14 protein-coding genes are annotated in these 26,073 nt (G+C 40.4%); 4 read left to right on the forward strand and 10 right to left on the reverse strand.

Going from position 1 to position 26,073, the window contains the following annotated elements; all coding sequences use genetic code 11:
- The first annotated feature begins 145 nt into the window (after window positions 1-145).
- Entirely contained in the window at window positions 146-844 is a 699-nt protein-coding gene (locus Q0779_RS17720; RefSeq protein WP_298774608.1) for an alpha/beta hydrolase, read from the forward strand.
- 17 nt (window positions 845-861) lie between these two features.
- Here Q0779_RS17720 and Q0779_RS17725 read toward each other — a convergent pair whose 3' ends face one another.
- Window positions 862-2,001 carry a methionine aminotransferase gene (locus tag Q0779_RS17725; protein ID WP_298774610.1) on the reverse strand — a complete coding sequence of 380 codons (1,140 nt, stop codon included), beginning with the start codon at window positions 1,999-2,001 and terminating at the stop codon, window positions 862-864.
- Window positions 2,002-2,303: 302 nt separating this feature from the next.
- On the opposite strand from Q0779_RS17725, the gene Q0779_RS17730 reads away from it, so the two are divergent.
- A complete protein-coding gene (locus tag Q0779_RS17730; RefSeq protein WP_298774613.1) occupies window positions 2,304-3,881 on the forward strand; it encodes an ATP-binding cassette domain-containing protein in 1,578 nt (525 codons plus the stop codon).
- 49 nt (window positions 3,882-3,930) lie between these two features.
- Here Q0779_RS17730 and Q0779_RS17735 read toward each other — a convergent pair whose 3' ends face one another.
- The gene (locus tag Q0779_RS17735; RefSeq protein WP_298774615.1) at window positions 3,931-4,755 is read right to left on the reverse strand and encodes an enoyl-CoA hydratase-related protein; all 825 of its coding nucleotides are present in this window, start codon (window positions 4,753-4,755) and stop codon (window positions 3,931-3,933) included.
- Between the two features lie 341 nt (window positions 4,756-5,096).
- Here Q0779_RS17735 and Q0779_RS17740 point away from each other — a divergent pair, with 341 nt between their 5' ends.
- Complete coding sequence (locus Q0779_RS17740) at window positions 5,097-6,326, forward strand: SGNH/GDSL hydrolase family protein (protein WP_298774619.1); 1,230 nt, start codon at window positions 5,097-5,099, stop codon at window positions 6,324-6,326.
- A 458-nt stretch (window positions 6,327-6,784) separates the two neighbouring features.
- Window positions 6,785-8,290 (forward strand): glycine-rich protein, encoded by a 1,506-nt coding sequence (locus tag Q0779_RS17745; protein ID WP_298774620.1) that lies wholly within the window; start codon window positions 6,785-6,787, stop codon window positions 8,288-8,290.
- Between the two features lie 78 nt (window positions 8,291-8,368).
- Here Q0779_RS17745 and Q0779_RS17750 read toward each other — a convergent pair whose 3' ends face one another.
- From Q0779_RS17750 to ampE, 8 genes are all read right to left on the reverse strand, one after another.
- Window positions 8,369-10,429 (reverse strand): M13-type metalloendopeptidase, encoded by a 2,061-nt coding sequence (locus tag Q0779_RS17750; RefSeq protein WP_298774622.1) that lies wholly within the window; start codon window positions 10,427-10,429, stop codon window positions 8,369-8,371.
- A gap of 182 nt (window positions 10,430-10,611) precedes the next feature.
- Complete coding sequence (locus Q0779_RS17755) at window positions 10,612-12,828, reverse strand: patatin-like phospholipase family protein (RefSeq protein ID WP_298774623.1); 2,217 nt, start codon at window positions 12,826-12,828, stop codon at window positions 10,612-10,614.
- A 35-nt stretch (window positions 12,829-12,863) separates the two neighbouring features.
- Complete coding sequence (locus Q0779_RS17760) at window positions 12,864-17,264, reverse strand: EAL domain-containing protein (RefSeq protein ID WP_298774625.1); 4,401 nt, start codon at window positions 17,262-17,264, stop codon at window positions 12,864-12,866.
- A 562-nt stretch (window positions 17,265-17,826) separates the two neighbouring features.
- Complete coding sequence (gene lpdA, locus Q0779_RS17765; protein ID WP_298774628.1) at window positions 17,827-19,257, reverse strand: dihydrolipoyl dehydrogenase; 1,431 nt, start codon at window positions 19,255-19,257, stop codon at window positions 17,827-17,829.
- A 166-nt stretch (window positions 19,258-19,423) separates the two neighbouring features.
- Window positions 19,424-21,322: a pyruvate dehydrogenase complex dihydrolipoyllysine-residue acetyltransferase gene (aceF, locus tag Q0779_RS17770; RefSeq protein ID WP_298774629.1), complete on the reverse strand. Its 1,899-nt coding sequence runs from the start codon at window positions 21,320-21,322 to the stop codon at window positions 19,424-19,426.
- 12 nt (window positions 21,323-21,334) lie between these two features.
- Window positions 21,335-23,995 carry a pyruvate dehydrogenase (acetyl-transferring), homodimeric type gene (gene aceE / locus Q0779_RS17775; RefSeq protein WP_298774630.1) on the reverse strand — a complete coding sequence of 887 codons (2,661 nt, stop codon included), beginning with the start codon at window positions 23,993-23,995 and terminating at the stop codon, window positions 21,335-21,337.
- A 120-nt stretch (window positions 23,996-24,115) separates the two neighbouring features.
- A complete protein-coding gene (pdhR, locus tag Q0779_RS17780) occupies window positions 24,116-24,868 on the reverse strand; it encodes a pyruvate dehydrogenase complex transcriptional repressor PdhR (RefSeq protein WP_298774632.1) in 753 nt (250 codons plus the stop codon).
- A gap of 336 nt (window positions 24,869-25,204) precedes the next feature.
- The gene (gene ampE, locus Q0779_RS17785; RefSeq protein WP_298774634.1) at window positions 25,205-26,056 is read right to left on the reverse strand and encodes a beta-lactamase regulator AmpE; all 852 of its coding nucleotides are present in this window, start codon (window positions 26,054-26,056) and stop codon (window positions 25,205-25,207) included.
- Between the last annotated feature and the right edge of the window lie 17 nt (window positions 26,057-26,073).

The following is a 26,073-nucleotide window of genomic DNA, read 5'->3' on the forward strand; positions in this document are numbered from 1 at the left end:
ACATCTAATTAATCATCTTTTATTAAAATATTGCTAAGATAAAATAAGTCACAAAATATTTAATAATGCTTGATCTCTGCATTTAAGCGCTGTATTGAGTATAAATAGGCTTAATGAAGTAAGGATCATCTCAAGCGGTGGATCAATGAAAGAAAAAATTTACTTGCTCCCTGGTACAATGTGTAATGCAAAGTTATGGGATAAGCTCTCTATAATCTTAAATAAAGAATATGAATTACTGCATATTCCCATTTTAAGTGGTCTAGACTTAGACAGCATTACCGACTCATTAGAAGAAATCATTCAAGAACAAAAAGTCAATATCGTAGGGTTCTCGCTGGGCGGGTATATTGCCGCCCATTTTTCGACTAAATATCCGCATAGAGTCAACAAAATATTCATTATTTCCAATTCACCTTGCCCATTATCTTCCAATGAAATCGCAGGGCGTCAAAAAACATTAGACTACATCAATACCTATGGCTACAAGGGGGTCACTCGCCAAAAAGCCAATAGCATGTTAAATACACAAACTCAAAATGAAGAAATTATCGACACTATCATGCGAATGGATATGGAACTGGGAGAAAAAACCCTGAAAAGCCAGCTCACATGGACAACTAATAGAGAAGACTTATTTGAAAAATTAGCCAATCTTTCTATCAATATCACCTTTTTTTACAATACTCTCGATCCATTAGTTAACACAGAATGGTTAACCAAATTTGCCGACATCTATCATAATTGCACATTACTGCCCAATGAAAGTGAAGGACATATGCTTCCCTTAGAAGAGCCTTCAATATTATCCAGCCATCTGATGAATTGGCTCAAAATAACCTAAATATTCACGCAGCCCCCCTATAATTGATTTAATATATCAGCGGCTTTTACTAAAGTGGCATCATCCTTAGCAAAACAGAAACGTAAGTATTTTTCCCTCACAGGTTGCATTGAAAAAACGGAAACAGGAATACTGGCCACTTTCTGATTGATCGTTAAAGCTCTCGCAAAATCCACATCATCTTGTGTCGTAATCGCTGTGTATTCAAGTAGCTGAAAAAAAGTCCCTTGAGAGGGTATCAAGGTAAACTTGGAGTCAATTAATAATCGGCAGAACAAATCTCTTTTTTGTTGATAAAAATCAGGTAATGCCAAATAATGCTGTGGACAGCTTTTCATAAAGTCGGCTAATGCATACTGCAGGGGCGTGGCAGTATCAAAAGTCACAAATTGATGTACCTTTCTAAACTCACTCGTTAGCATGGGTGGCGCAATACAATATCCCACTTTCCAGCCCGTTACATGATAAGTTTTACCAAATGAGAAAACAGCGAAACATCGCTGATATAAATCTGGATATCTAAGTACACTTTGATGGAATTTTCGATCAAAAATGATATGCTCATACACCTCATCTGATAACACAAATAAATCATTAACCTTCACGATTATGGATAACTGTAACATATCATCCTCAGTGAGCACTGAACCTGTCGGATTATGGGGATTATTAATAATGATCATGCGTGTCCGTTCATTCACCGATTTTTTTACTGCTTCCCAATCAATATGGTAATCGGGGGCGATCAGAGGTAAGTGTACCGCCTTTCCACCCGCTAATAGAATAGCAGGTTCGTAAGAGTCATAACTGGGATCGAAAATAATGACCTCATCTCCCGGTTTTATGACCGTATGAATCGCGCAAAATAATGCTTCGGTAGCACCAGAAGTAATCGTTACCTCATCAATCGCATTAATTTGTAACTGATATAAATTGTCTATCTTATCGGCAATTTGTTGCTGTAATACAGGTAAGCCAGCCATTGGTGCATATTGATTCTTTCCTTGCTTCATATAAAAATAAACGCGTTCCATTAATTCGTCCGGACATTGAAAATCAGGAAAACCTTGAGACAAATTAATCGCATTATGCTCATTAGCCAATTGCGTCATCACTGAAAAAATCGTCGTACCCACATTAGGTAATTTACTGTTCATTGCTCACCTCCATTAATAATCTCCCTTTATAAAATAAGCATCGCTTGATTTTATATCCACCAAACGGTTAGTATTAATACTCTCTCAAACACACAGATGATGCCAACATGAACAACTAAGCCTGTTATCCATTTTTGTATTTTTATTTGGACTAATAGGATTAGGCGCGGTTTCATGATGATCTGTATGCTTATTTCATATCGATAGAAACATCAGTTTAACCATTCTCTTAACGACAAAGTAAACTCATATATAGAGTTTATAAATCAGCGCCTTATCCTCTATTTTTTAGGAGGATTATTATGCCTTTATTACAAGCCAGCCACCTTTCTTATCAATTTGAGAATGGTGATTACATATTGAAAAATATTTCTTGTACCTTGCAAGCTCGTCTAACAGGTTTAATCGGGCAAAATGGCTCAGGAAAATCCATTTTAACTGCGCTATTGGCGCAGCAGCGCGTTCCAACATCAGGCTCAGTCAATCTCAATACTCAAGTACAGTGCTATCATCAATTCCCATTGAATGATATTGCACCTCAACTCACCATTGCGCAATATCTAGATGTTGAGAATATTCTTAACGCTCTCAATAAAATTAAGCAAGGCCATAGTGAGGATAAATGGTTTGATATTATTGCCGACAATTGGCTTTTAGAAGATGAAGTTTCACAGTTACTCTTGCAGATTAACTTGCCTAATAATCCTCATATGCTTTGTTCAAACCTCAGTGGGGGTCAACTTTCTTGTTTAAGGTTGTGGAAACTATTCCAATCCAATGCGGGTTTATTAATTTTAGATGAACCGAGTAATCATCTAGACTTTCGCGCCAAACAATGGCTCATAAAACAAATCCACCTTTTCACTGGATCTATTTTGCTGATCAGCCACGATCGTTTATTACTCAGAGAAATGGAACATATCTGGGAACTCAGCTCATTGGGACTCAAAGAGTATGGTGGCAATTTCGACTTTTATTTCAACCAAAAAAAACAACAGCAACAGTCAGTTGAACGTCAATTATTCAATGTTAAAAAACAACAACAGCAATTACAAGCACAACATCAATCCAATAAGGAAAAAGCAGATAAACGCGCCATGATGGGTAAAAAAATTCGACAAAAAGGCAGTCAATCCAAAATGTTACTCAATGCCAAAAAAGATAAAGCCACTTCACGGACTTCCAATCGCATAAAACAATATCAATCCCAGAATGCGTCTTTGCAGCAAACTCTCAATCACCTTAACGCACATACGCAGTCTACTCAAAAACAACACTTATATTTACCCAACCCATCTGGTAAGAAATGCACATTACTGCATATCGATGACGGCGTATTACCCTATGGCTACAACTTGCCAATTCAACTCATCCTCCATTCAAATGACAAAGTTCACCTACGAGGTGCAAATGGCTGTGGCAAGTCCACTCTATTTCATGTGCTACTTGAAACAACACGCCTCAAACAAGGCGGCGTCAATCTCAATACCCCCCTGTTTTTTTTAAATCAACATATAGAATTATCCTGCCAACACCAATCTGTTTTGAACTATGTTCAACATCACAGCAATGAAACCAATGAAACACAGATCCGTACCTTACTGGCGGGTATCGGCTTTAGAGCGAACACGGTTTATCGCACGGTCAAGCAATTAAGTGGAGGCGAAAAGGTAAAACTCGCCTTACTCACCGTTAACTTACAAGTCCCAGTACCTCTCATGCTGCTCGATGAACCTGATAATCATCTTGATATCGACTCAAAACAGACTCTTGCAAATATGTTAGCCGCTTATAAAGGCGCTTTTATGCTCATTAGTCACGATGATGATTTTGTTAAGCAATGCGGGATCACACAATCACTGTCATTAGGCTACATCTAAACAACGATATGATTTGTACTGGATCTCAAAATCGATATTTTGAGATCCATTATTTTTTATACGGCTTTGAGCTCGGCTTATTCATTTTATCAATAAGCTGACTCACCGCCCTCAAATGATCAGGCTCTTGATGAGCCATGCCTTGGAAAGCAGCACAGATCTCCAAAAAATCAGGCAGCTGAGTGCGTTGAGCCATTTTCATCAGCCTTTTTGTTAATCGTAATGCCGCCGCAGGCTTATTGGCCATTTCCAGTGCCAATGTATTGGCCTCAGCCAATAAAGAGTCTGGTTCAACAATCTTTAATACTATACCTAACTCCTTAGCTTCTTGAGCATCAATAATTCTTCCCGTCATCGTCAATTCTGCCGCTTTTTGATAACCAATCAAGCGCTGCATAAACCAAGCCCCACCATCACCTGGGATCAACCCAAGATTAATAAAAGTTTCACCAAACTTGGCTTTGTTAGATGCCACTCGTAAATCACACATATTCGCCAAATCAAATCCAGCGCCAATGGCTGCGCCATTCACCGCAGCAATCACTGGCATTTCGGCCTGCTCCATCATTAAGGGGAGACGCTGAATACCTTGTCGATAACGCAGCTCAAGCTCACTCACATTACCCGAAAAATCCCCCTGACGATTAGCCATATCTTTTACATTGCCACCAGACGAAAAAACTGAACCAGTACCTGTAATGATCATAACCGCCACGTCTTTACAAGCATTAGCCCAAGTAATGGTCTGCACAATATCATCCACGATATGTGTGCCCGTCAATGCATTGCGTACATCATCACGATTGAACGTTAGAGTGAGTATATGATTTTCAAACGATAACATTGAATCAACAAGCTTAGGTAAAACATCCATAAAATATCCCTTTAAATCTTCATTAATAGTGTTCATCAACTCACTAGGGCCTTCAGGCCCCGAATCATTCTCCAATACCGTTAACAAATTTAATCAATTAAGTTCCATTAGAGTTAACTTATATTAACAAAAGTTAATTTTTATATGTATAGAATGTTAACTCTAATTAATAAAATAAGTAATCCTAAATTTAGCCTTCGCTAAAAGTATTATTAGTGTTAAAAGAAAACAAGGTGTTTACAAAAAACACACAATGACTTCAAAGTTCCTATTCTTCGAAGGCAATTAGAGTCACTCAGATGACTTAACAATAATAACTCGGTTAGATTGAAGGTGTATAAATGAAAAAGTATTCTTTACTATCACTCTTGTGTCTGTCTTTTTATGCAAATGCAGATACTAATATCCTATCCACAAAAGAAATCACTTCAATTCAAGAAGATGAAACAAAAACCTATGTGAAATGTTGGTATAGAACCGATGATAGCCATGATCAAGCAGCCACAGATTGGGAATGGGCTTTAAAAGAAAATGGGAATTATTACAAATTGAAGGGGTACTGGTATTCTGCCAATGACTGGAATGATATTTTTTATACCGATACAGCAGTAAATGAGATACAGGAACGCTGTGAAGCGACGTTAGCACTTGATAATGACAATGCCGATATTACGTTTTTTGCCGCCGACAACCGCCTATCACACAATCACAGTATTTGGACTAACGAAGCATCAGCGCAGCCCACGCAAATTAATAAAATTATCAGCTTTGGTGACAGTATTTCAGACACTGGCAATTTTTATAATTTTTCTCAAGAAATCTTTCCCAACGACAGCACTTGGTTCTTAGGTCACTTTTCTAATGGTTTTGTTTGGACAGAATATCTCGCCAAGGCACTTAAACTCCCCCTGTATACCTGGGCTATCGGCGGGGCGGCAGGTGAAGACAAGTATGTCATCATCAAAGGGATCACAGGGCAAATTGAGACTTATTTAGAACAAGTTCAGGTTGCAAAAAATTATCAACCACAAAACACTTTAGTCACTTTAGAAGTTGGGCTCAACGATTTTGTGAGTTACGATCGCACCGTTGCCGCAGTCAGTGAAGATTTAGAACACGCCATCGATTTATTAATGGATAATGGTATCGAAAATGTACTGCTATTAAATCTTATTGATGCCAGCACCGCCCCGCAATTTAAATATGCCAGTAACGACGACATCGAAAAAGTACAAAAAAGAGTGGAAAAATTTAATACCTTTATTGACGCATTAGTCCCCGAGCTTCAATCTCAAGGTTTGAACATCACCCTCTATGATACAGAACGTTTTTTTGAACAGATCATTACCACTCCAGAAGACTTTGGACTGCACAATGTCAAAGACTCTTGTTTGAATATTAATGAAAATTCCTCAATTAACTACCTACAAACCCATGCATTAAGAGATGATTGTGTCGTTAATGGATCAGACAGCTATCTTTTTTGGGGAGTAAGTCACCCGACGACAAAAATCCATGAAATCATCGCAGACGATGTATTAGAAAATGCACTAAACAATTTTAGTTTTTAAGTCCAAGTAAACACCTAATACAAAAATGAAGGCAAAATAAAACAAGTCAAATATCAAAAATTGGCTTGTTTTACCGATTTATCCAGCTTTTATCACACATTTTTAACTCACCTTACTTTACCTAAAAAACATAAAACCACACTTATCAAGCATATATTTCTAAAATAAACATTGTTTAATATGAGTTTAATTTGACAGATCCAACAAATAACACAACACATACTTACATAGACTTACACATCTTTACAACACAAGACATCCTTTAAAACATATTTAGAAACAATTTAAAAATATTGAAAAGCACTCTGACTTAAATAACACTCAAATAAACCTTAACAAGGTAAGTAATTGAGTAATAACACTAATTATTAAGTTTTTACTCTAACAAATGAATCCAATACAGCCTTAAAACGGTTATACACGACACGATCTGTTTTAATGCCAAAGAGGTAACCCTCATGATTAAATTAATAACTGCTTGTTGTGCGCTGTTTGCCATATCAACAAGTTTAAAAGCAAATGAAGTAAAACTGTTAGTAGATGATGAACTAATCCTCTATAGTCAGGGAAAGACTGTTGATTATTATATTCCGGAAAGTACTACTGCAGAAGGGATCTCAGTCACTCTACGAGGAGGAGATGGTGGCTATCGCTATGGCGTCAACTTTGGAGTAAAAAGTAACTATGGTAAAGGTGGCGGTGGCGCTACTATAGAAACCTTCTTCTTCATTGGAGACGGAGAGAATGTAATCAACCCGGGCGCCGTTTTACGGTTAGTGGCAGCCGCTGCGGGAAGTTCCAGAGCCTATACTCTAGGAACTGCATGTGGCGCCGGAGGTGGTGGTAGTGCACTACTAATGAAAAGGCATATTGATGATCCAGAATGGACTATTCTTGCCGTTGCGGGTGGCGGAGGCGGCGCAACAGGTGGCCCTTCAAATAAAAGTTCAAACCATGGCGGTAATGGGGTTGGCTGGGAAGCATCCTGTCAATTTGGTGTCTGTGAACAACGAGTCTGCCGCGTAGATTTAAAAGAACAAGATGGTGGCAACATTCCCATTTATGGTGAACACGGCGGTTCCGTTGAAGGCTTCTTAGGTGGTTATCCAGCAGGCAGTCAAGGTCAAAAAGATGGTAATCGCATTCAAGGCGGCTTTGGCTTTGGCGGCGGCGGTGCTGTAACAGGTCTCTTTTGCCACTCAGGTGGTGGCGGTGGTTATTGTGGCGGTCTGTCAGGCAGAGAAAATAATGGTTCAGGTAAAGGAGGTAGCAGCTATATCAATCCTCAATTCGTCACCATCGTTGATAACACAGTTAGAAAAGATGGTACACAAGATCACACCACGACCCAAGGCCACGTATCTGTACTCTTAGATACCAGATACAATGATCACACGCACGAGCGTTTCCCTGTACATGTTCAATCGGCTAATATAGAAACCTCTAACGACTTCATCACCTTAGATCAAGGTCATCTAGCAGTACTGATAGGTCCAAATGAAGAAGGTAATGGAGATATCGATATTTTCAAAGAAGGCCTTTTAACTAATCTGAATTATTTATTATTAGATCATGAAAACGATATTATGATGCTCTATCACAGTGAAGAGCAATACCCAGAACAGATAAGTGAATACAAAGAAATCATTTCTCAATGTGCTGAAAAAATTGAAATTGCAGATATTCAATTAACAATCAATGCAGCAGAAGAAATCATTACCAATAACAACCCCATAGTACGATACCAACCAAAAGGTGAGCTCATCATGGAGAACCGCTCTGATGTGGAACAAAATGATGCTACACCGATTATTTCTTGTACCCCTGCATTTGGCAGCCTGATTGTCACTAACTTTAATAAAATAGACTACGATCCTTTGGAAAAAATACTTCATTTTCAAGGGTTCAATCTGTTTAATGGTAATATTCAAAACAGTTACTTAAAAGTTGGGGCTTACAATTAACTTAATTATTGACAAACCAAAAAGCGCATTCCTTTGAATGCGCTTTTTATTTTCGACCTAACAATCACTCATCAAAGCCTACCAGATTTTCACTCGCTGCTCTTCTGGGAAGAACATTTTGTCACTGGGCTGTACATCAAAGGCCTGATAAAACGCGGGTATGTTTCTCGGTGTGCCCATAGCGCGGAAATGACTCGGTGAATGTGGATCCACAAGCAAACGACGCTTAAGCTCTTCTTCACGATAATTACGGCGCCACACTTGTGACCAGCCCATGAACAAGCGTTGCTCGCCAGTTAAACCGTCAATCACAGGTGAAGGCTCACCCTTTAAGCTTAAACGATAAGAGCGCTCAGCAACCGTTAGGCCGCCTAAATCACCGATATTCTCACCTAATGTCAGCTCACCGTTGACAAATTCACCCGGCAAGGCTTCATAATTTGAGTATTGCGCCGCCAATTTGGCTGCACGCTTTTTAAACTCTGCTCTGTCTTTATCTGACCACCAGTCACGCAGGTTACCATCACCGTCATATTTTGCGCCCTGATCGTCGAATCCATGGCTGATTTCATGGCCAATGACCGCACCAATGCCGCCATAATTCACCGCATCATCCGCCTTCATATCAAAGAAAGGCGGCTGTAAAATAGCAGCTGGGAAGACAATTTCGTTCATCACTGGGTTGTAATAGGCATTCACTGTTTGTGGCGTCATATGCCATTCAGTGCGATCAATAGGCTTGCCCAGTTTATCGATCATTTTAGCGTATTCGAACTTAGCATAACGCTCATAGTTACCCACTAAATCATCTGCTTTAATGGTCAGCTTACTGTAATCTTTCCATTTATCAGGATAACCGATTTTATAGGTGAATTTAGACAGTTTTTCTTGAGCCGCTACTTTTGTGGCAGGCGTCATCCATTCCAGTTCATTAATACTGACTTCAAAGCCTTTGATCAAATTCTGGATCATCACTTCCATCTTGGCTTTTGCTTCCGGCTTAAAGTATTTTTCCACATACTCTTGTCCAACTAGCTCACCCAATACTTCGTCTTCTGCATCAACTGCTTTCTTCCAGCGTGGTTTTTGCACTTCAATCCCCATTAGGGTTTTGCCATGAAAATCAAAATGCAAATCAACAAAGTTTTTACTTAGCAGCTCAGCATAAGCATCCACTAAATGAAAAGCCATATAGTCTTTCCACTCTTCCACACTAAATGAGTCAAAATATTTACCCAAATCGACAAAATAAGAAGGCTGCTCAACAATCATGTCTTTCGCATGACTAAAGCCAACCGCTTTAGCAAATTGAGGGAAATCAAAGTCCGCTAACTTAGCATTAAGCTGCTTAGCACTCATTTTATTATAGGTTTTATGAGCATCACGGGATTCGACACGGCTCCACTGGCTTCTAGCAATAAAGGTTTCTATTTTTGACACGCTTTCACTGGCTCGCTCTGAATACACGTAGCCTGCCTGCGCCATAATATCTTCAACATACTGCTTAAGCTCAGCTCTATTTTTCTTAAACTTTTTCGTGTCTTTTAAATAATAATCTCTATCGGGTAAGGTTAATCCTGACTGACCCAGATATACCGCATTTTGTGTTGAATTTTTGGCATCGTTGCTGACATAAAAGCTTATTGGCATGGTAACCCCATTGGTCAGTAATTCTCCCATCATGCCTACGACCGCATCATGATCTTTCGCCATATCAATTTGCTTCAGTAAGCTTTTAAGCGGCATAACCCCCATATTCTCAATCAGTGCGGTATTCATATAACTTTTATAAAAATCACCGACTTTTTGCTCTACTGAACCAGGAACCGTGTTCTTTTTCGCTGCCGACTTTTCGATAATCTCTTTTAGCGCTGCCTGACTTTGCTCATACAGCACTGAAAATGCACCGTAGTTTGATTTATCTGCAGGAACAGGGTGCGTCGCGAGCCAAGTGCCATTGACGCTATAGTAAAAATCATCTTGAGGACGAATGGCAGGATCAAAATTAGCTTTATCAATGCCAGACGCTAAGTTAGATTGATTTTTCTCAGGCGCACTATTAAATAACCCGCTACTTCCACAAGCAACTAACCCTAAGCTCAAGGCTACGGTTATTGCTAAATGACTCACTTTTTTCATTATCGTCCCCAAATTTTATTCTTCGATATAGAAGCAACTTAACCCTTCCTGATTACAAATCGCTCAAATATACATGTTATTCATATAAAAAATTATTCGCATGTTATTCGATAGTCATAAAATAAACAACTAGAGCCATGTAACCCAAGGTTTACAAAACAGCATGGTAATAACATTTAATATCACCATGTGTTCCCCATAAACAAGAACACACTTTGCTCGCCAGTATTGGTAAAACCAAAGCCCAGTGCTGTGGGACCAATGCCTGTATTCGTCCCTAAAAATAAACTCCCAGAATAAATTAAATCACCTAAATCAACAGCATCTCGTTGATCCCAAACATTACCCGCCTCTAAACTTGTGCCTAAATAAAGCGGATATTGGGTCAATCCCAACACATCTCGTCCCAAATCATATTGATACACTAAAGCACCAAACACTTTGTGTGAGCCATATAAAGCATCTTGATGGTAACCCGATAGATTTAAAAAGCCACCTAGAGATGACGTATTCACCGTAAAGAAAGTATCTGTATTAACCGTCGCAAAAGAGGCTTTTCCCATGAATACATGATTTCTTATCCTAATCGCTCCACGCCAATCCGCCTCAATTTGAAATGAATACCCCTCATTGTTCACCACAGTAGTTTGTTCGTAATCTTCATGGCGTAGATACATATCCAATGTAAATCGATTCCCAGTCGTGGGAAAATTGATACTGTCCAAATCATCAAAACCAAACTTCAAATAGGCACCATAGCTAGTGTAATCCAGCTCAAATGCATCCAAGGTATTATTACTCAATGAACCAATTTCACCCAACGCCCCCAACTCGATACTGCCACCATTGTCATAATTCACTCCAAGCCCTAACTCGCTACCGTAGGTTTTCTGTATGACCTCTAAATACAGAATGTTATCTTGATAATACTGTATATGGGTAGAGGAGAAATCAAGCCGCGCTCGACTGAAATAACGCTCCCTAGGATCTAAAGGCTGATAAAACTCAGTCGCTATCTTCTTGTTATATCCAAGTAAAAGCTCATTGCGCCACTGACCGCCATTTGCAGTCAAATTGGTCAAGGTATACGCCAAATCCACTTCGATGATCGAATCATTATTAAAATCATCTTCCCAACTGAACCCCAGTTGAAAGTAATTCGGCCCCCAAGACTTATCTTTAGTTATTAGCGTTAATACCCGACCTTCTTGGGTATCAGTAAATTCGGCATCAACACGTTCAAATAAATCTAAAGCATAAACACGCTCAATTCCTTCCTCTAGCTGCTCAGTGGTAATATCCTCTCCCACTTTAATATTGAAAGTCTCTCGAATAAGAGAATCATTTACATACGCATCATTATCAATCACAACACGGATCACAGGTTTGAGTAATTCTTGACGCCATAGCTCACTGCGTAATCGCTTACGGTCTAGATAAGCCGCGTAGTCATCCTCACTCACTTGAAAGGCAAGTAGCTGCTCTAGCTGCCCCAGAGCGGCTTCTTGTCCTAACAATAATGCCGTGGGCATAATTGAAAAATCCGTCGTACTCAAATCATCAATTTCAGGCCGAATTAGCACATCTTTTTGGGTGAGTAATTGCTTCTGCCTCATCGAACTAGCATTGGTGAGCATAGTCGATAGCTGACTCAATACATCGATGGTATTATTAAGCTGCTTTTTATCAACCAGTGGCGATCCAATATCAACTGCAATAATAATATCGGCATGCATGGATTTGGCCACATCGATAGGCAAGTTATTAGCAATCCCGCCATCAACAAGCAATTTTCCATTAATGACTGTTGGCGCTAATGCGCCCGGAACCGATGCCGAAGCTTGCATCGCCTGCACTAAACTCCCCGAATCTAAAATAACGGCATCACTGGTTTCAAGATCCGTTGCCACAGCACGGTAAGGTATTGATAAATTATTAAAACTTGAAAATTCCTGAACGAGGTTTGTTGATTTTCGCAATAACTGTGACATGCTCTGCCCACGTAATAAACCTGCAGGAAATTTAGCCGTGTCATCACTGTATCCCATATTAATAGGAATATTATATTGATCCCTTAACCCTTTATTGCGATAGCTTAACTCCTCTCTAGGTATGGTATCAGAATAGCCTTTAGTCCAATCTGTATTCATCATGATTGATTCAATTTCTGCCGCACTGTAACCCAAGGCATACATGCCGCCAACGTAAGCTCCGATACTGGTTCCAGCTATATAATCAATGGGAATGCGATTCGCTTCAAGGATCTTCAATACACCGATATGAGCGGCACCTTTAGCACCGCCACCACTTAACACTAAACCAATACTTGGTCTTTCTTGTGCTGGCAAAAAAGATGAAAATACCAGTAAGTACATCAATAGCAATAAACGAGAAGCCATAAGATAATCTTTACATGTTAATGAATATGAAAATGTTAAGCCGTTAAAGAGAAGCGTTTCATATAAGCCTGCATATCATCAAACGTCAGCGGCTTTGAAAAATAATAGCCCTGAATTTGATAACAACCTCGACTGAGTACTTGCTGTAATTGCTCTTGGGTTTCCACTCCTTCTGCAATTAAATTCAGGTGTAAGTTATTTGCCAGTTCAATAATGCTACTGACAATAGCCTGATCCGCTTTATTGGCTGTGATATGCTTTAAAAAAGAGCGATCTATTTTGAGACTGCTTACATCAAAATGGCGTAAATAAGCCAACGATGAATAACCCGTACCAAAATCATCAATGGCCACATTCACGCCCAATTGCCTTAGTGCCGATAAGTGCGCTTTAGCAACATTCAGCTCTTTCATCAATACCCCTTCAGTAATCTCAAGCACAATATTCGATGGTTGACACTGAGTTTGCTCAAAAATCCCTTTTATTGAATCAATAAAATCACTCTGTAAAAAGTGGATACTCGAAATGTTGATCGACAATTTGATATGACTATTTTCTGGCTTATCCCATTGCCGATATTGAGAACACGCTTGCTTTAATACCCAACGATCAATATCAATAATCAGCCCACACCCTTCAGCTACTTTAATAAAGAGTTCTGGCTGAATATATCCCTCTTTAGGATGTTTCCACCTTAATAAAGCCTCCATACCAATCAATTGATTACTCTGACTTGTATCTATTTGCGGTTGGTAATAAAGCTCCAATTCATTGCGCTCAATGGCTTTACGCAAATCAACCTCTAACCCCATATGGTAAAGTGCTTGCTCATTACGCTCGGCAGAGTAATATTGAATATTACCTCTACCCTCTTCTTTTGCATGATACATGGCAAGATCAGCATTTTTAATTAACGTCTCCGCTTGATTGGCATCTTCAGGCCACAAACTGACACCAATACTGGTAGAAATATAAAACTCTCGCCCATATAAAGAAAAGGGTGCAGCAATTGCAGTCAAAAGCTGTTGACACACCTGATTAACGACGTCGATATGAGTAATATTAGGCAAAAGCAAGACAAACTCATCTCCTCCAAAGCGACACAGTGAATAATCGGAAGAAACACAGGATTGCAATCGTTTTGCCGCCTCAACCAATAAGGCATCTCCCATACTGTGACCATAGGAATCATTGATATGTTTAAAACGATCCAAATCTAAAAACAATAACGCTAATTTCTCATCTTTGCGCTGGGCATGGTAAATGGCTTTTGATAATCGATTTGAAAATAAAGCGCGATTAGGCAATCCCGTCAGCATATCGAAATTCGCTAACTGCCTTAAATTCGCTTCAACACGTTTTCTTTCTGTAATATCAGAAAAAACAGCAACAAAATGCGTGATTTCATCCCGCTCACCAATAATCGCCGAAATATTCAACCAAATGGGACAAGGTGAGTTATTTTCCCGCACTAATTCACACTCTCCCGTCCAAGTGGTATTTTGAGAGAGTAATTCAGCAATGGTGCTAAAGCGTCCATTATAAAGTAAGACCAATTCAGCAAAGGACCAGCCAATTAAGGTGTCATCAGCGCCAATGAGTTCTTTAGCCGCCTTATTGGTGACTTTAACCTGCTCATGATTGTCAAGAATGAGTACACCTTCAGAAGTATTCTCAAAAGCTTGCGCGAGCAATTTTATATCATCTTCTAATTGTCTTTGCTGCGTAACATCAGTAAAAATACCGGCGACCCGCGTGATATCACCAGAGACTTCATTCCATTCAACCGGCCGACCTCGCACTTTCATCCATCCCCATGAACGATCCAGACGTCGATAACGATATTCGCAATCAAAACGCTCTTTTCGTCCAGCCAACATGTCATGCCACTCACCAATAACCGCACTTTTTTCCTTTTTATGAACTGGAAATTCACTCTCAGTTAAATAAACCAGCTTCTCTTCAACTCCCAACACTCCACTTTCATTCCCAAGGCGAAACAGATCCGTTTCCCGTCGCCACTCCCACAGCTCAGAATCACTCCCCTTTAGAGACTGACGTAATCTATCCTCACTCTCTAAAAGGGCATTATTGACACTTTTAAAGGCTAAGCCATGCTGACGGCGTAGCCCAAAACCTATAAGACAAACTCCCAATAAAATGCACACCACAAACACTGTAAACCAAACTGATTGCCACCAAAATTCCTCAACAGTAAAAGAAAATAGTAAAGGACGACTCGCCCAAATACCATTTTGTTGCACCAAGACTTCTAATACATAATCCCCCGCTTTAAGCCCTAAAATATTCAGCTGGGGCTGTCCTTCTAACAACAAATAATCAGTGTTTTTCCTTGTTCCTGCTTGCATCAAGCGATATTTAAGCACCATTAAACTGTCATCTAAATAATCACTACGACTTAACTGAAAAGTAATCAATTTTGCACCGGGTGCGATCACATTGGCTTTTTCTGGTAATAGACTTAACTGAACACGGTTGTCATAATGCACATTAATTGACTCAATAAGCGCACTACTTTGTTGCACTCTGTTTTTCAATCTATCGGTGTCTAACAACATGGCACCATCGGGCGTACCGACATATAGCCCTTCTCTGGAATCGTAGAAGTAGGCGCCTTGGTTTAACTCATTACTGATCAAACCATCATTATCATTAATCACTAACACATCATGTGTGGTCTTATCTTGACGAATAATAGAAGATGAACAGCCAATAATACGCGCTTTATCCGTTTGCTGAATAAAATAAACACTTTGGCAAGAAACACCCCATAACTTCTCTAATGAACTGGCTTTTTGGGTATTAATCTGAAACTCAATTAAGCCATTTACAGCCGTCCCTAACCATAAGACCCCTGGTCTTATTTCTTCAATGACATCCACACTTGAAGGCATATTATTAATTGATATTTCTTCTAAATAAGAATGAAATTGATTATTCTCATCTAAATAGCCAAACAGATCGTCACCACCTATCCATAAACGATCATTATCTCGGTAAACAATATTAACCTTATACAAGCCTTGATTATTTTCAGATAAACCTAATCTGATTTTTTTAGGTTTAGCCGTTTTAGGTTCCCACAAAAATAAACCCGTACTGGTTGCTATCCACCAATTATCAGGATAGAGAGGATCTTGATAACTGCTATAAATCACTTTATTTTCTAAAAAGTGACGCTGCCCCTGCCATCGGTTTTTCTCATCAACTTCATCACTTTTATCAACCACAATCAGCCCATTGGTTGTCGACAAGAGCAATTGATCCTCCATAAAATTATGGATTTGATAAATGCTATTACTGACTTTAAGTCCCTTTGGCATCACCCTAGTACTAGTCTGTTTTTGCTTATCGACGCGAACTAATCCTCCATCCGTGCCAAGCCATAAAATGTTATCATCCGATAAAATTGACCAAATAAGCTCACTTGAAAGCTGATAAGGTGCTGCGCGAGAAATAACATCCAACAAAAAGTCAGGAGACTCAGCCAAAATAGCCACTCCATCACCAGATCCCCCAATCCAAATCAAGCCATTAGCATCAATATTGATAGCATGGATATAATCTAAATCAGTGGCATTTTGTAGCTCACCGTTAAAGGTTGTAGCCTCAATTTGATTCGAGTGCCACTTAAGTAAGCCTACTCGTGTGGCCAGCCAAAAAAAACCTTGATCATCTTCAGTGATTTTTGCCACATAATAAGGTAATTGAGTAATAGGCTTAACACTATAATTTTGACTATCGAACTGATAAAGCCCATGGCTTGTCGCCATCCATACTTGGCCTTTAGTATCTGTAAAAAGTTGCTTGATTGTGCCTAAAGTCTCATCCCAACCAACTTGTGCTTCACGTGCTCCAAACTTATCTCTTACTTGTAAACTATGTTCTGTCGCAACAAGGATCTGCTCCCCCATATTCGTCATGTAGCGCCAAGGAATATCAGGGTGAAACGGCAAATAACTGAGTAATTCAAGCCCAAGTGATTGGCACGAAAATTTAAGTAGCTCACCATCATAAGTCAGTAGCAAATAGCTGCCATCTGGTTGCTTAACAAAATCAACAACCCCATCAGCTTGATATTCTGGAAATAACGCCTTGGAACCAAAACGAAGAAATTTATCTTGGATCACATCATACAAATACACTTGATGAGCCGTACTGACTAATACATATTGCTCATTTAATGGTTCGACTAAATTAAAAATATTCCTGTCTAAATTTAGGCCCGCCTCACGCTTATCAATACGCCTGACCTTAGTGTTGCTGACTCGATATAATCCTTCTTCAGTTGCAAGCCAAGTGAACCCGTGCACATCAAAACTAATATCTCGAACCGTTGTACTACTCAACCCATCACGATCACTAAACACTCGCTGCACTAAATCGCCAGCCTGAACTAAATTGAACAGACCCATAAAAATGCAGATCAGACCTAGTGCTATTTTTATTATTCTCTTTTTCATACGACTGACAGCAGATTTAACTATTGTGTAAATGTATCATTTAGAGAATATTTATTCACCTTTATATTAAATATGATATACATTTTAAAAACATCAAGTGGATATGAAAAACGATGATAGCGCATCAAAAGCACAAAAAAGCCTCTATGTGCTAAAAAACGACAAAGAAAATATTTACAATAAAAATCATATTGATAAATAATGAAATACATTCTGTAAAAAATAAAAAAACACAATAATCGATTGTTTCTGGCCTTAAAATACAACAACGTAAATTTTTGTTGTCTTATCTGAATAACTTGAGTTCTTATCATCGACCACAAAGAAACGCAAAAAAATACAAACATATCATTAACAATAACTTGGGAGTTAACTTCAAGGTTAAAAAAAGTTAATCTGATAAAAACATCATTTTCGTTCAAAAAACACTCATAAAAACTCACATATCGACAATATTGAACACAAAAAAAGCGCTCTATGAGCGCCTTTTATTATTAAAACTAACAAAAAGAAATTACTTTTTCTTTTTTGCCTTAGGGTTTGGCAGATCAGTAATTGAACCTTCATAGACTTCAGCCGCTAAGCCAACTGATTCATGTAAGGTTGGATGAGCATGGATAGTTAACGCTAAATCTTCTGCATCACAACCCATTTCAATGGCTAAACCAATTTCACCTAATAGCTCGCCACCATTCACACCGACAACAGCACCACCAATCACGCGATGAGTCTCTTTATCGAAGATAAGTTTAGTCATACCTTCGCTGGCATCTGATGCAATCGCACGGCCACTCGCAGCCCATGGGAAGTTAGCCGTTTCATAAGCAATACCTTGCTCTTTGGCTTCTTTCTCTGTCAAACCAACCCAAGCTACTTCAGGCGCAGTATAAGCAATGGATGGGATCACTTTTGGATCGAAGAAATGCTTAAGACCTGAGATCACTTCAGCAGCAACATGCGCTTCGTGAACCGCTTTATGTGCCAACATAGGTTGACCCACGATATCACCAATCGCGTAAATATGCGGCACATTAGTGCGCAATTGCTTATCAACATTGATAAAGCCACGCTCATCAACATTTACGCCCGCTTTATCAGCATCTAAAGACTTACCGTTAGGCGTACGACCAATCGCCACTAATACTGCATCATAACGTACAGGATCGCTAGGTGCACCCTTGCCTTCCATTGACACATAGATACCATCATCTTTTGCTTCAACGGCTGTGACTTTGGTTTGCAACATTAAGTTAAATCTGTCTTTAACTTGCTTAGTGTAGTTACGAACAATATCTTTATCGGCGGCAGGAATAAGTTGATCGAGCATTTCCACGACATCAATTTGGCTGCCTAGAGACGAGTAAACCGTGCCCATTTCTAGACCAATGATCCCCCCACCCATAACCAGCAGCTTACCTGGCACTTCTTTGAGCTCTAATGCATCCGTAGAATCCCAAATACGGGGATCTTCATGAGGAATGAAAGGTAATTGAATAGGACGAGAACCTGCAGCAATAATGGCATTTTCAAACTGGACAAGAGTCACAGTACCATCTTTTGCGGTCACTTCAAGTGTATTAGGACCAGTAAACTTACCTAAACCTTGTACAGTATTCACTTTACGCATTTTAGACATGCCAGCGAGTCCGCCAGTCAACTGTCCAACCACTTTTTCTTTAAAGCCACGAAGTTTATCTAAATCAATCTGTGGCTCACCAAAAGACACACCATGATGAGCGACTTCTTTCGCTTCTTCTATCACTTTAGATATGTGTAATAAGGCTTTAGATGGGATACAGCCAACGTTTAAGCAAACACCACCTAAGGTGTCAAAACGTTCAACTATGACAGTCTCTAGACCTAAATCGGCTGCGCGAAAGGCTGCTGAATAACCGCCTGGGCCTGCGCCTAGTACGACGACCTGAGTTTTGATTTCGTTACTCATGTTTTCCTCTATTCTTCTCATTACGTTGACGGCACCAAAGATCTGATATCGACATTTAGATATTGCTAAATCTTGTAGGGTGGCCGCATTTTAACCTGTGTTTGATACTGATCACAATCTTTGACTGAGTATTAAAAAGGCGACCCTAGTCGAGTCGCCTTTTTTTCTATAAAATCAAGGTGCGAATGTCAGATAAACACCCATTTAAATATGTAACAAAACGCGCACCATCAGCACCATCGATAACACGATGATCATAACTCAGTGATAATGGTAACATTAGCCTTGGCATGAAATCGCTACCGTTCCACACAGGCTTCATTTCAGACTTAGACACACCTAGAATAGCCACTTCAGGTGCATTCACAATCGGTGTAAAGGCCGTACCGCCTAATCCACCTAAGCTAGAAATGGTAAAACAACCACCTTGCATGTCTGCCGCAGTAAGCTTACCTTGACGCGCCTTCTTAGACACCACCATCAACTCAGCTGACAGTTCATGAATGCCTTTTTTATTCACATCTTTAAAGACAGGAACCACTAGGCCATTTGGCGTATCAACGGCAATGCCAATGTTCACGTACTTCTTCAAAATCAGGCTTTCACCATCTTCCGATAAAGAAGAGTTAAAGTTAGGGAAAGCTTCTAATGCCTTGGCAGCCGCTTTCATGATAAACACCAAAGGGGTGATCTTCATGCCTGAATCTTTCTTCGCTTCCGCGGCATTTTGCGCCTTACGGAAAGCTTCTAATTCAGTAATATCAGCATTATCCCACTGAGTAACATGAGGAATTTTCACCCAATTACGGTGCAGATTCGCGCCAGATATTTTTTGAATTTTAGACAGTGGCTTAATTTCAGTTTCACCAAACTTACTAAAGTTCACTTTTGGCCATGCCAACAAGCCTAACTCTGAACCTTGTGCTTGCCCTGTAGGGGCTTTGCCTGATTCGACTTGCTTAACCGCAGCTTTAACGTAATTTTGTACGTCTTCTTTGAGTACGCGATTCTTACGGCCTGTTCCTTTCACCTTCGCAAGGTTCACACCAAATTCACGTGCTAAACGACGAATCACTGGCGATGCATGGGCATATTCTTTGTTTTCAACAAAGTCATTACTCGATGCGCTCTGAGTTTGCGGCGCAGACGTCGTTGGTGTTACAGGCGCTGTTGGCGTGGCAACAGCAGCCGCTTGAGGGGCCGGCGCTGCGCCTTCCACTTCAAACACCATGATCAATGAACCTGTAGAGACTTTATCACCCACAGCCACTTTAATGTCAGTCACTTTACCGGCAAAAGGTGCAGGCACTTCCATTGACGCTTTATCGCCCTCAACGGTGAGTATTGCTTGCTCTTCTGCTATAACATCACCAATAGCGACCATGATTTCAGTCACTTCGACTTCATCACCGCCAATGTCTGGAACATTCACATCTTTCGCGCCTGAAGCCGCTTGCGTCACTGGCGCTGCTGGAGTAGAAGCAACAGGTGCAGGGGTTTCAACTTGAACACTCTGACCACCAGCAATTTCAAATACCATGATCAAAGAGCCTGTCGATACTTTATCGCCTTGACTGACTTTAATGTCTTTCACTACACCGGCTTGTGGTGCAGGCACTTCCATTGAGGCTTTATCGCCTTCAACAGTCAATAATGCTTGCTCTTCTGTGACGGTTTCGCCGACAACCACTAAAATCTCAGTCACTTCAACTTCGTCACCACCGATATCCGGCACGAAAATGTCTTGTAACGCGCTGGTTGTCACTTGAGGAGCCGCTTCAGCAGCAACCTCAACTGCAGGGGTATTAACCACTTCAGTTTCTTGTGTACCTGCATCAGCCTCAAACACCATAATGAATGAGCCAGTTTCGACTTTGTCACCCACAATGACTTTAATCTCTTTCACGACACCCGCTTGTGGAGCTGGCACTTCCATCGCAGCTTTATCGCCTTCGACAGAAATCAACGCCTGTTCTAACTCAACAGTATCACCGACATTAACCAAAATCTCAGTGACTTCAACCTCATCAGCACCAATATCCGGTACATTAATTTCGATTGTCATTCTTTTTGCCTCTTATGCGTAAAGTGGATTGCGCTTATCTGCATCAATATCAAACTTAGCGATAGCGTCGCTAACCACACTGGCTTCTATCTCACCTGTTTTCGCTAATTCAGATAAAGCCGCAACAACGACATAACCTGCATTCACTTCAAAGTGACGACGCAAATTCTCGCGGCTGTCTGAACGGCCAAATCCATCCGTACCCAATACTTTAAATGATTGAGCCGGAACAAAAGCACGCACTTGCTCAGCATAGTTTTTCATGTAATCGGTCGCCGCAATGGCTGGCGCTGAGCTCATCACTTGTGCAAGGTAAGACACTTTAGGCGTCTCTGTCGGATGCAACATGTTATAACGCTCAACATCTTGTCCTTCACGTGTAATTTCATTAAATGACGTTACTGAGAAGACATCAGAACCAACACCGTACTCTTCACTGAGAATTTGCGCCGCTTTGCGTACTTCATTCATGATAGTACCCGAGCTCATTAACTGCACTTGCTTAGTGCCTGCATAAGACTCAAGCTTATAAATCCCTTTACGAATACCTTCCTCTGCACCTTCAGGCATCGCTGGCATGGCGTAGTTTTCATTCATTACCGTTAAGTAATAAAAGACATTTTCTTGCTCACCATACATACGGCGAATACCATCTTGCATGATGACTGCCACTTCATAAGCAAATGTGGGATCATAAGAGACACAGTTAGGCACAGTGTTCGCAAGAATATGACTATGACCATCTTCATGCTGTAGACCTTCACCATTTAAGGTTGTACGGCCAGCCGTTGCCCCCAGTAAGAAGCCACGAGCCTGCTGATCGCCCGCCATCCAAGCCATATCACCTACACGTTGGAAACCAAACATAGAATAATAAATATAGAATGGGATCATAGGAAGGTCGTTAGTACTGTATGACGTTGCCGCTGCCACCCAAGATGACATTGCCCCTAACTCATTAATCCCTTCTTGTAAAACCTGACCTGAAGTGGCTTCTTTGTAGTAAGACACAACACCTCTGTCTTCAGGTGTGTATTCTTGACCATGAGGATTGTAAATACCAATTTGACGGAATAAGCCTTCCATACCAAAAGTACGCGCTTCATCAGCAATGATAGGCACTACATTTTTACCAATATTTTTATTTTTCAACAAAATATTGAGCGTTCTAACAAACGCCATCGTCGTAGAAATATCACGTTTCTGTGCTTCTAATAACGGCTTAAACTCTTCAACTTCAGGCACAATCAATGCTTGAGTGAAATTAGGCAAACGTTGTGGCGTGTAGCCATGCAATGCTTGACGGCGAGCATGTAAATATTCGAACTCTTTTGAACCTTCCTCAAGCTTCACATAAGAGAGATTATCCACATCTCCATCAGAAATTAAATGTTCTAAGCCAAGACGTGAACGCAACTGACGCACATGGCTCATGTCCATTTTCTTCACTTGGTGAGCAATGTTCTTCCCTTCAGCAGCATCACCCATGCCATAACCTTTAACGGTCTTAGCGAGGATCACGGTCGGCTTACCTTTGGTATCCTGCGCATTTTTAAATGCCGCATACAACTTAGAGGACTGATGACCACCACGCTTAAGCTCAAAAATTTGCGCATCAGTCATGTCAGCAACTAAGGCCGCCGTTTCTGGGTACTTACCAAAGAAATGCTCACGAACATAAGCACCGTCTTTCGACTTGAAGGTTTGATAGTCACCATCAAGGGTTTCGTTCATTAACTGTAACAATTTACCGGAATGGTCTTTCGCTAACAGTGAATCCCAGTTATTACCCCAGATGACTTTGACGACATTCCAACCCGCACCTTTAAACAGGCCTTCGAGTTCTTGAATAATTTTACCGTTACCCATCACAGGGCCATCGAGACGCTGTAGATTACAGTTCACTAAGAAACATAAGTTATCTAACTTTTCACGGGCAGCAAAAGAAATCGCACCACGCGACTCAGGCTCATCCATCTCGCCGTCACCTAAGAAAGCATATACGCGTTGAGCACTGGTATCTTTCATGCCGCGACCATCAAGGTACTTAAGAAAGCGAGCTTGATAAATAGCAGAAATAGGACCTAAGCCCATAGACACAGTCGGGAACTGCCAAAATTCAGGCATTAATTTAGGATGCGGATAAGATGGGATCCCTTTTCCGTCCACTTCTTGACGGAAATTATCTAACTGCTCTTCCGTTAAACGTCCTTCTACAAAAGCACGAGAATAAATACCAGGAGAAATATGCCCTTGATAATAAACTAAATCACCACCATCAACCTCATTCGGCGCACGGAAGAAGTGGTTAAAACACACTTCATAGAAAGCAGCCGATGACTGAAAAGATGCCATGTGTCCGCCCAACTCGAGATCTTTTTTCGAGGCGCGCAACACGATCATGATGGCATTCCAACGAATAATAGAGCGAATACGGTGCTCTAACGTCGTATCACCTGGATAAGCAGGTTCTTGTGATGCTGGAATGGTATTGATGTAATTGGTCGTGATGCCTGTAGGCATATCCACACCATCTAAGCGTGCTTTATCAAGTACTTGCTCTAGTAAATATTGTGCACGTTCAACACCCTCTTCACGAACAACTGACTCTAACGCCGCTAGCCATTCTTGGGTCTCAGATGGATCTAAATCTTGTAGCATATGTTCAGACATGACACTGTCCTTTCCTATATACAGGGTTATCATTGGAAAATCAGTTAAGCTTGGTTACCCAAACCCTTTGGAAACACTGCATTAAATTTGCATCACATTTCCAAGTAACTTGAATATCAACTAATTTTCGCTCTTTAAACGGCGCAAACTACGCTGCAACCGACTATCTTCTTCCCGCACAGAGAGCATGACTTCTTCAATGTAGCTCAAATGCTCATTAGAAGCCGCTCTTGCTGCATCGGGATCGCGACGAACAATGGCCGCCAATAAGGCTCGCCTATGTTCATTTGCCATCGTCGAGGCTTCTTCTCGACGACGAAGCAACGCCAAATTCTGTTCCACATTCTTATGCAGCACAGGCGTCAAACTTAAAATTAAATGCAGCATTGCCACATTATGAGACGCTTCAGCGACAGCACGATGAAATTGCACAATCGCACCGGCTTGCTCACTAATCTCATCTGCAGCCTCTACTTCCATTATAGAGCGCTTAATATTTTGCATGTCGGCATCCGTACCTCGTAATGCCGCAAAATATGCCATCATGCCTTCTGTAGCATGACGAAATTCTAGCAGATCATACTGACTTTCAGAGTCATTATGCATCAGCTCAACAATCGGGTCCGCCAAACTTTGCCAAAGCTGTTGCTTGACATAAGTGCCACCGCCTTGTCGACGTAATAACAAACCTTTCGCTTCAAGCTTTTGAATTGCTTCTCGCAATGAAGGGCGAGACACTTCAAACTGCAAGGCTAATTCTCGCTCGGGGGGTAACTTTTGCCCAGGTTGAATGCTTCCTTCCAAGATCATTTGCTCTAATTGGCTCATGATCACATCTGAAATTTTTGGCTGGTTTATTTTACTATAAGCCATCGGCCTTTCAGCTCCCATTGTAAATTGGTCTTACCAATTTAAATAAATTGAGCAAACTTTAGCAAATCAAGGTTTATATGTCCAGCCAACTAAAAGTAGATGAAATGGGACGCAATTACAGGAGAATAACTGACACAGGTCGAGAAAGGGGCCCGACCATTATACTTAATGAAGACAAAGAAACTCTACATATTTGATTATTAATACAATTAACTAAAAACACTTGATTAACCTAAAACATCAAATACTTAAAAATCACTCATACTAATAAACAAATATAAAAATGAGATCCCTAAGGAGTTCCCATTAATTGAGTAAGACTCAAAATAACGGCTCTTATTTAATCACCCCAAAGATTGTCAGCAGGGCAACGATAATAATCAGTAGAATAAAATTGCGTTTACTTAATTGCAATAGTGCCAGAGTCGCTTGAACACAAACCGATTCTTTGGACTCATGCGGTACAGTTTCTGCCGCCATCGCCACTTTAGTGACCATATCTCTTGCGGAACATTTAATATCCATCGCTGTCGATAACCACATAGAAACCCCTTGGTTAAATTTGCCGCTTAATACATAGCCAAATGCGAAAATACGACTTGGGATCCAATCGAGTACAAATAACAAGCAGTCAATCCAAGGTAAATTCAACCCATTACGTTTATTTAAATCACTGTAAAACCTAGCAGTGCCATAAAATAATGCCCCTATGGGTCCACAAACAATCAGATAAAGTGCAATAGCACCGAAGTAACGATAATTAATCCATGCAACGCTTTGCCCCACTTTTGCCCCTAATTCATACTCAGTCACAGCCTCAAGGTTCTGATTAGGTTCTAATTCTTCAGCGTGGTGAAAGCACCCCTGCACATCATCTCGGCAAGCAGACTGCATATAATCTTTAAACGCTTTTCTTTGATCTTGATGACTGAAACAAATAACAGCCACGATTAACCATAACAGTAAATTTAAACTACCCCAGAGAAAATCGCTGATCAACCAGCTGATCAAGGCTACTACTAACGCAGGAAATATCACCGCCAGTACTAACATAACTTTTGATTTTAACTGTTCATCGCCAAATAGCATTCCATGATAACGTGCCATCAGGGGGTTAAACTGCCAAAAAGCTGGCAAGATTTGAAAACGTTCAATCAAAATTGCCACTAATAATACAAATAGTGTCATAACGCTACCTATCCCAT

The sequence above is a fragment of the uncultured Shewanella sp. genome (assembly GCF_947491715.1).
Classification (GTDB): domain Bacteria; phylum Pseudomonadota; class Gammaproteobacteria; order Enterobacterales; family Shewanellaceae; genus Shewanella.

Excerpts from the sequence above, each read along its gene's own strand:
- aceF (WP_298774629.1), bottom strand. The coding sequence starts at position 21,322 with ATGACAATCGAAATTAATGTACCGGATATTGGTGCTGATGAGGTTGAA.
- aceE (WP_298774630.1), bottom strand. The coding sequence starts at position 23,995 with ATGTCTGAACATATGCTACAAGATTTAGATCCATCTGAGACCCAAGAA.
- Q0779_RS17750 (WP_298774622.1), bottom strand. The coding sequence starts at position 10,429 with ATGAAAAAAGTGAGTCATTTAGCAATAACCGTAGCCTTGAGCTTAGGG.
- ampE (WP_298774634.1), bottom strand. The coding sequence starts at position 26,056 with ATGACACTATTTGTATTATTAGTGGCAATTTTGATTGAACGTTTTCAA.
- Q0779_RS17755 (WP_298774623.1), bottom strand. The coding sequence starts at position 12,828 with ATGGCTTCTCGTTTATTGCTATTGATGTACTTACTGGTATTTTCATCT.
- Q0779_RS17720 (WP_298774608.1), top strand. The coding sequence starts at position 146 with ATGAAAGAAAAAATTTACTTGCTCCCTGGTACAATGTGTAATGCAAAG.
- Q0779_RS17745 (WP_298774620.1), top strand. The coding sequence starts at position 6,785 with ATGATTAAATTAATAACTGCTTGTTGTGCGCTGTTTGCCATATCAACA.
- Q0779_RS17740 (WP_298774619.1), top strand. The coding sequence starts at position 5,097 with ATGAAAAAGTATTCTTTACTATCACTCTTGTGTCTGTCTTTTTATGCA.
- pdhR (WP_298774632.1), bottom strand. The coding sequence starts at position 24,868 with ATGGCTTATAGTAAAATAAACCAGCCAAAAATTTCAGATGTGATCATG.
- Q0779_RS17735 (WP_298774615.1), bottom strand. The coding sequence starts at position 4,755 with ATGGATGTTTTACCTAAGCTTGTTGATTCAATGTTATCGTTTGAAAAT.
- lpdA (WP_298774628.1), bottom strand. The coding sequence starts at position 19,257 with ATGAGTAACGAAATCAAAACTCAGGTCGTCGTACTAGGCGCAGGCCCA.
- Q0779_RS17725 (WP_298774610.1), bottom strand. The coding sequence starts at position 2,001 with ATGAACAGTAAATTACCTAATGTGGGTACGACGATTTTTTCAGTGATG.
- Q0779_RS17730 (WP_298774613.1), top strand. The coding sequence starts at position 2,304 with ATGCCTTTATTACAAGCCAGCCACCTTTCTTATCAATTTGAGAATGGT.
- Q0779_RS17760 (WP_298774625.1), bottom strand. The coding sequence starts at position 17,264 with ATGGGTCTGTTCAATTTAGTTCAGGCTGGCGATTTAGTGCAGCGAGTG.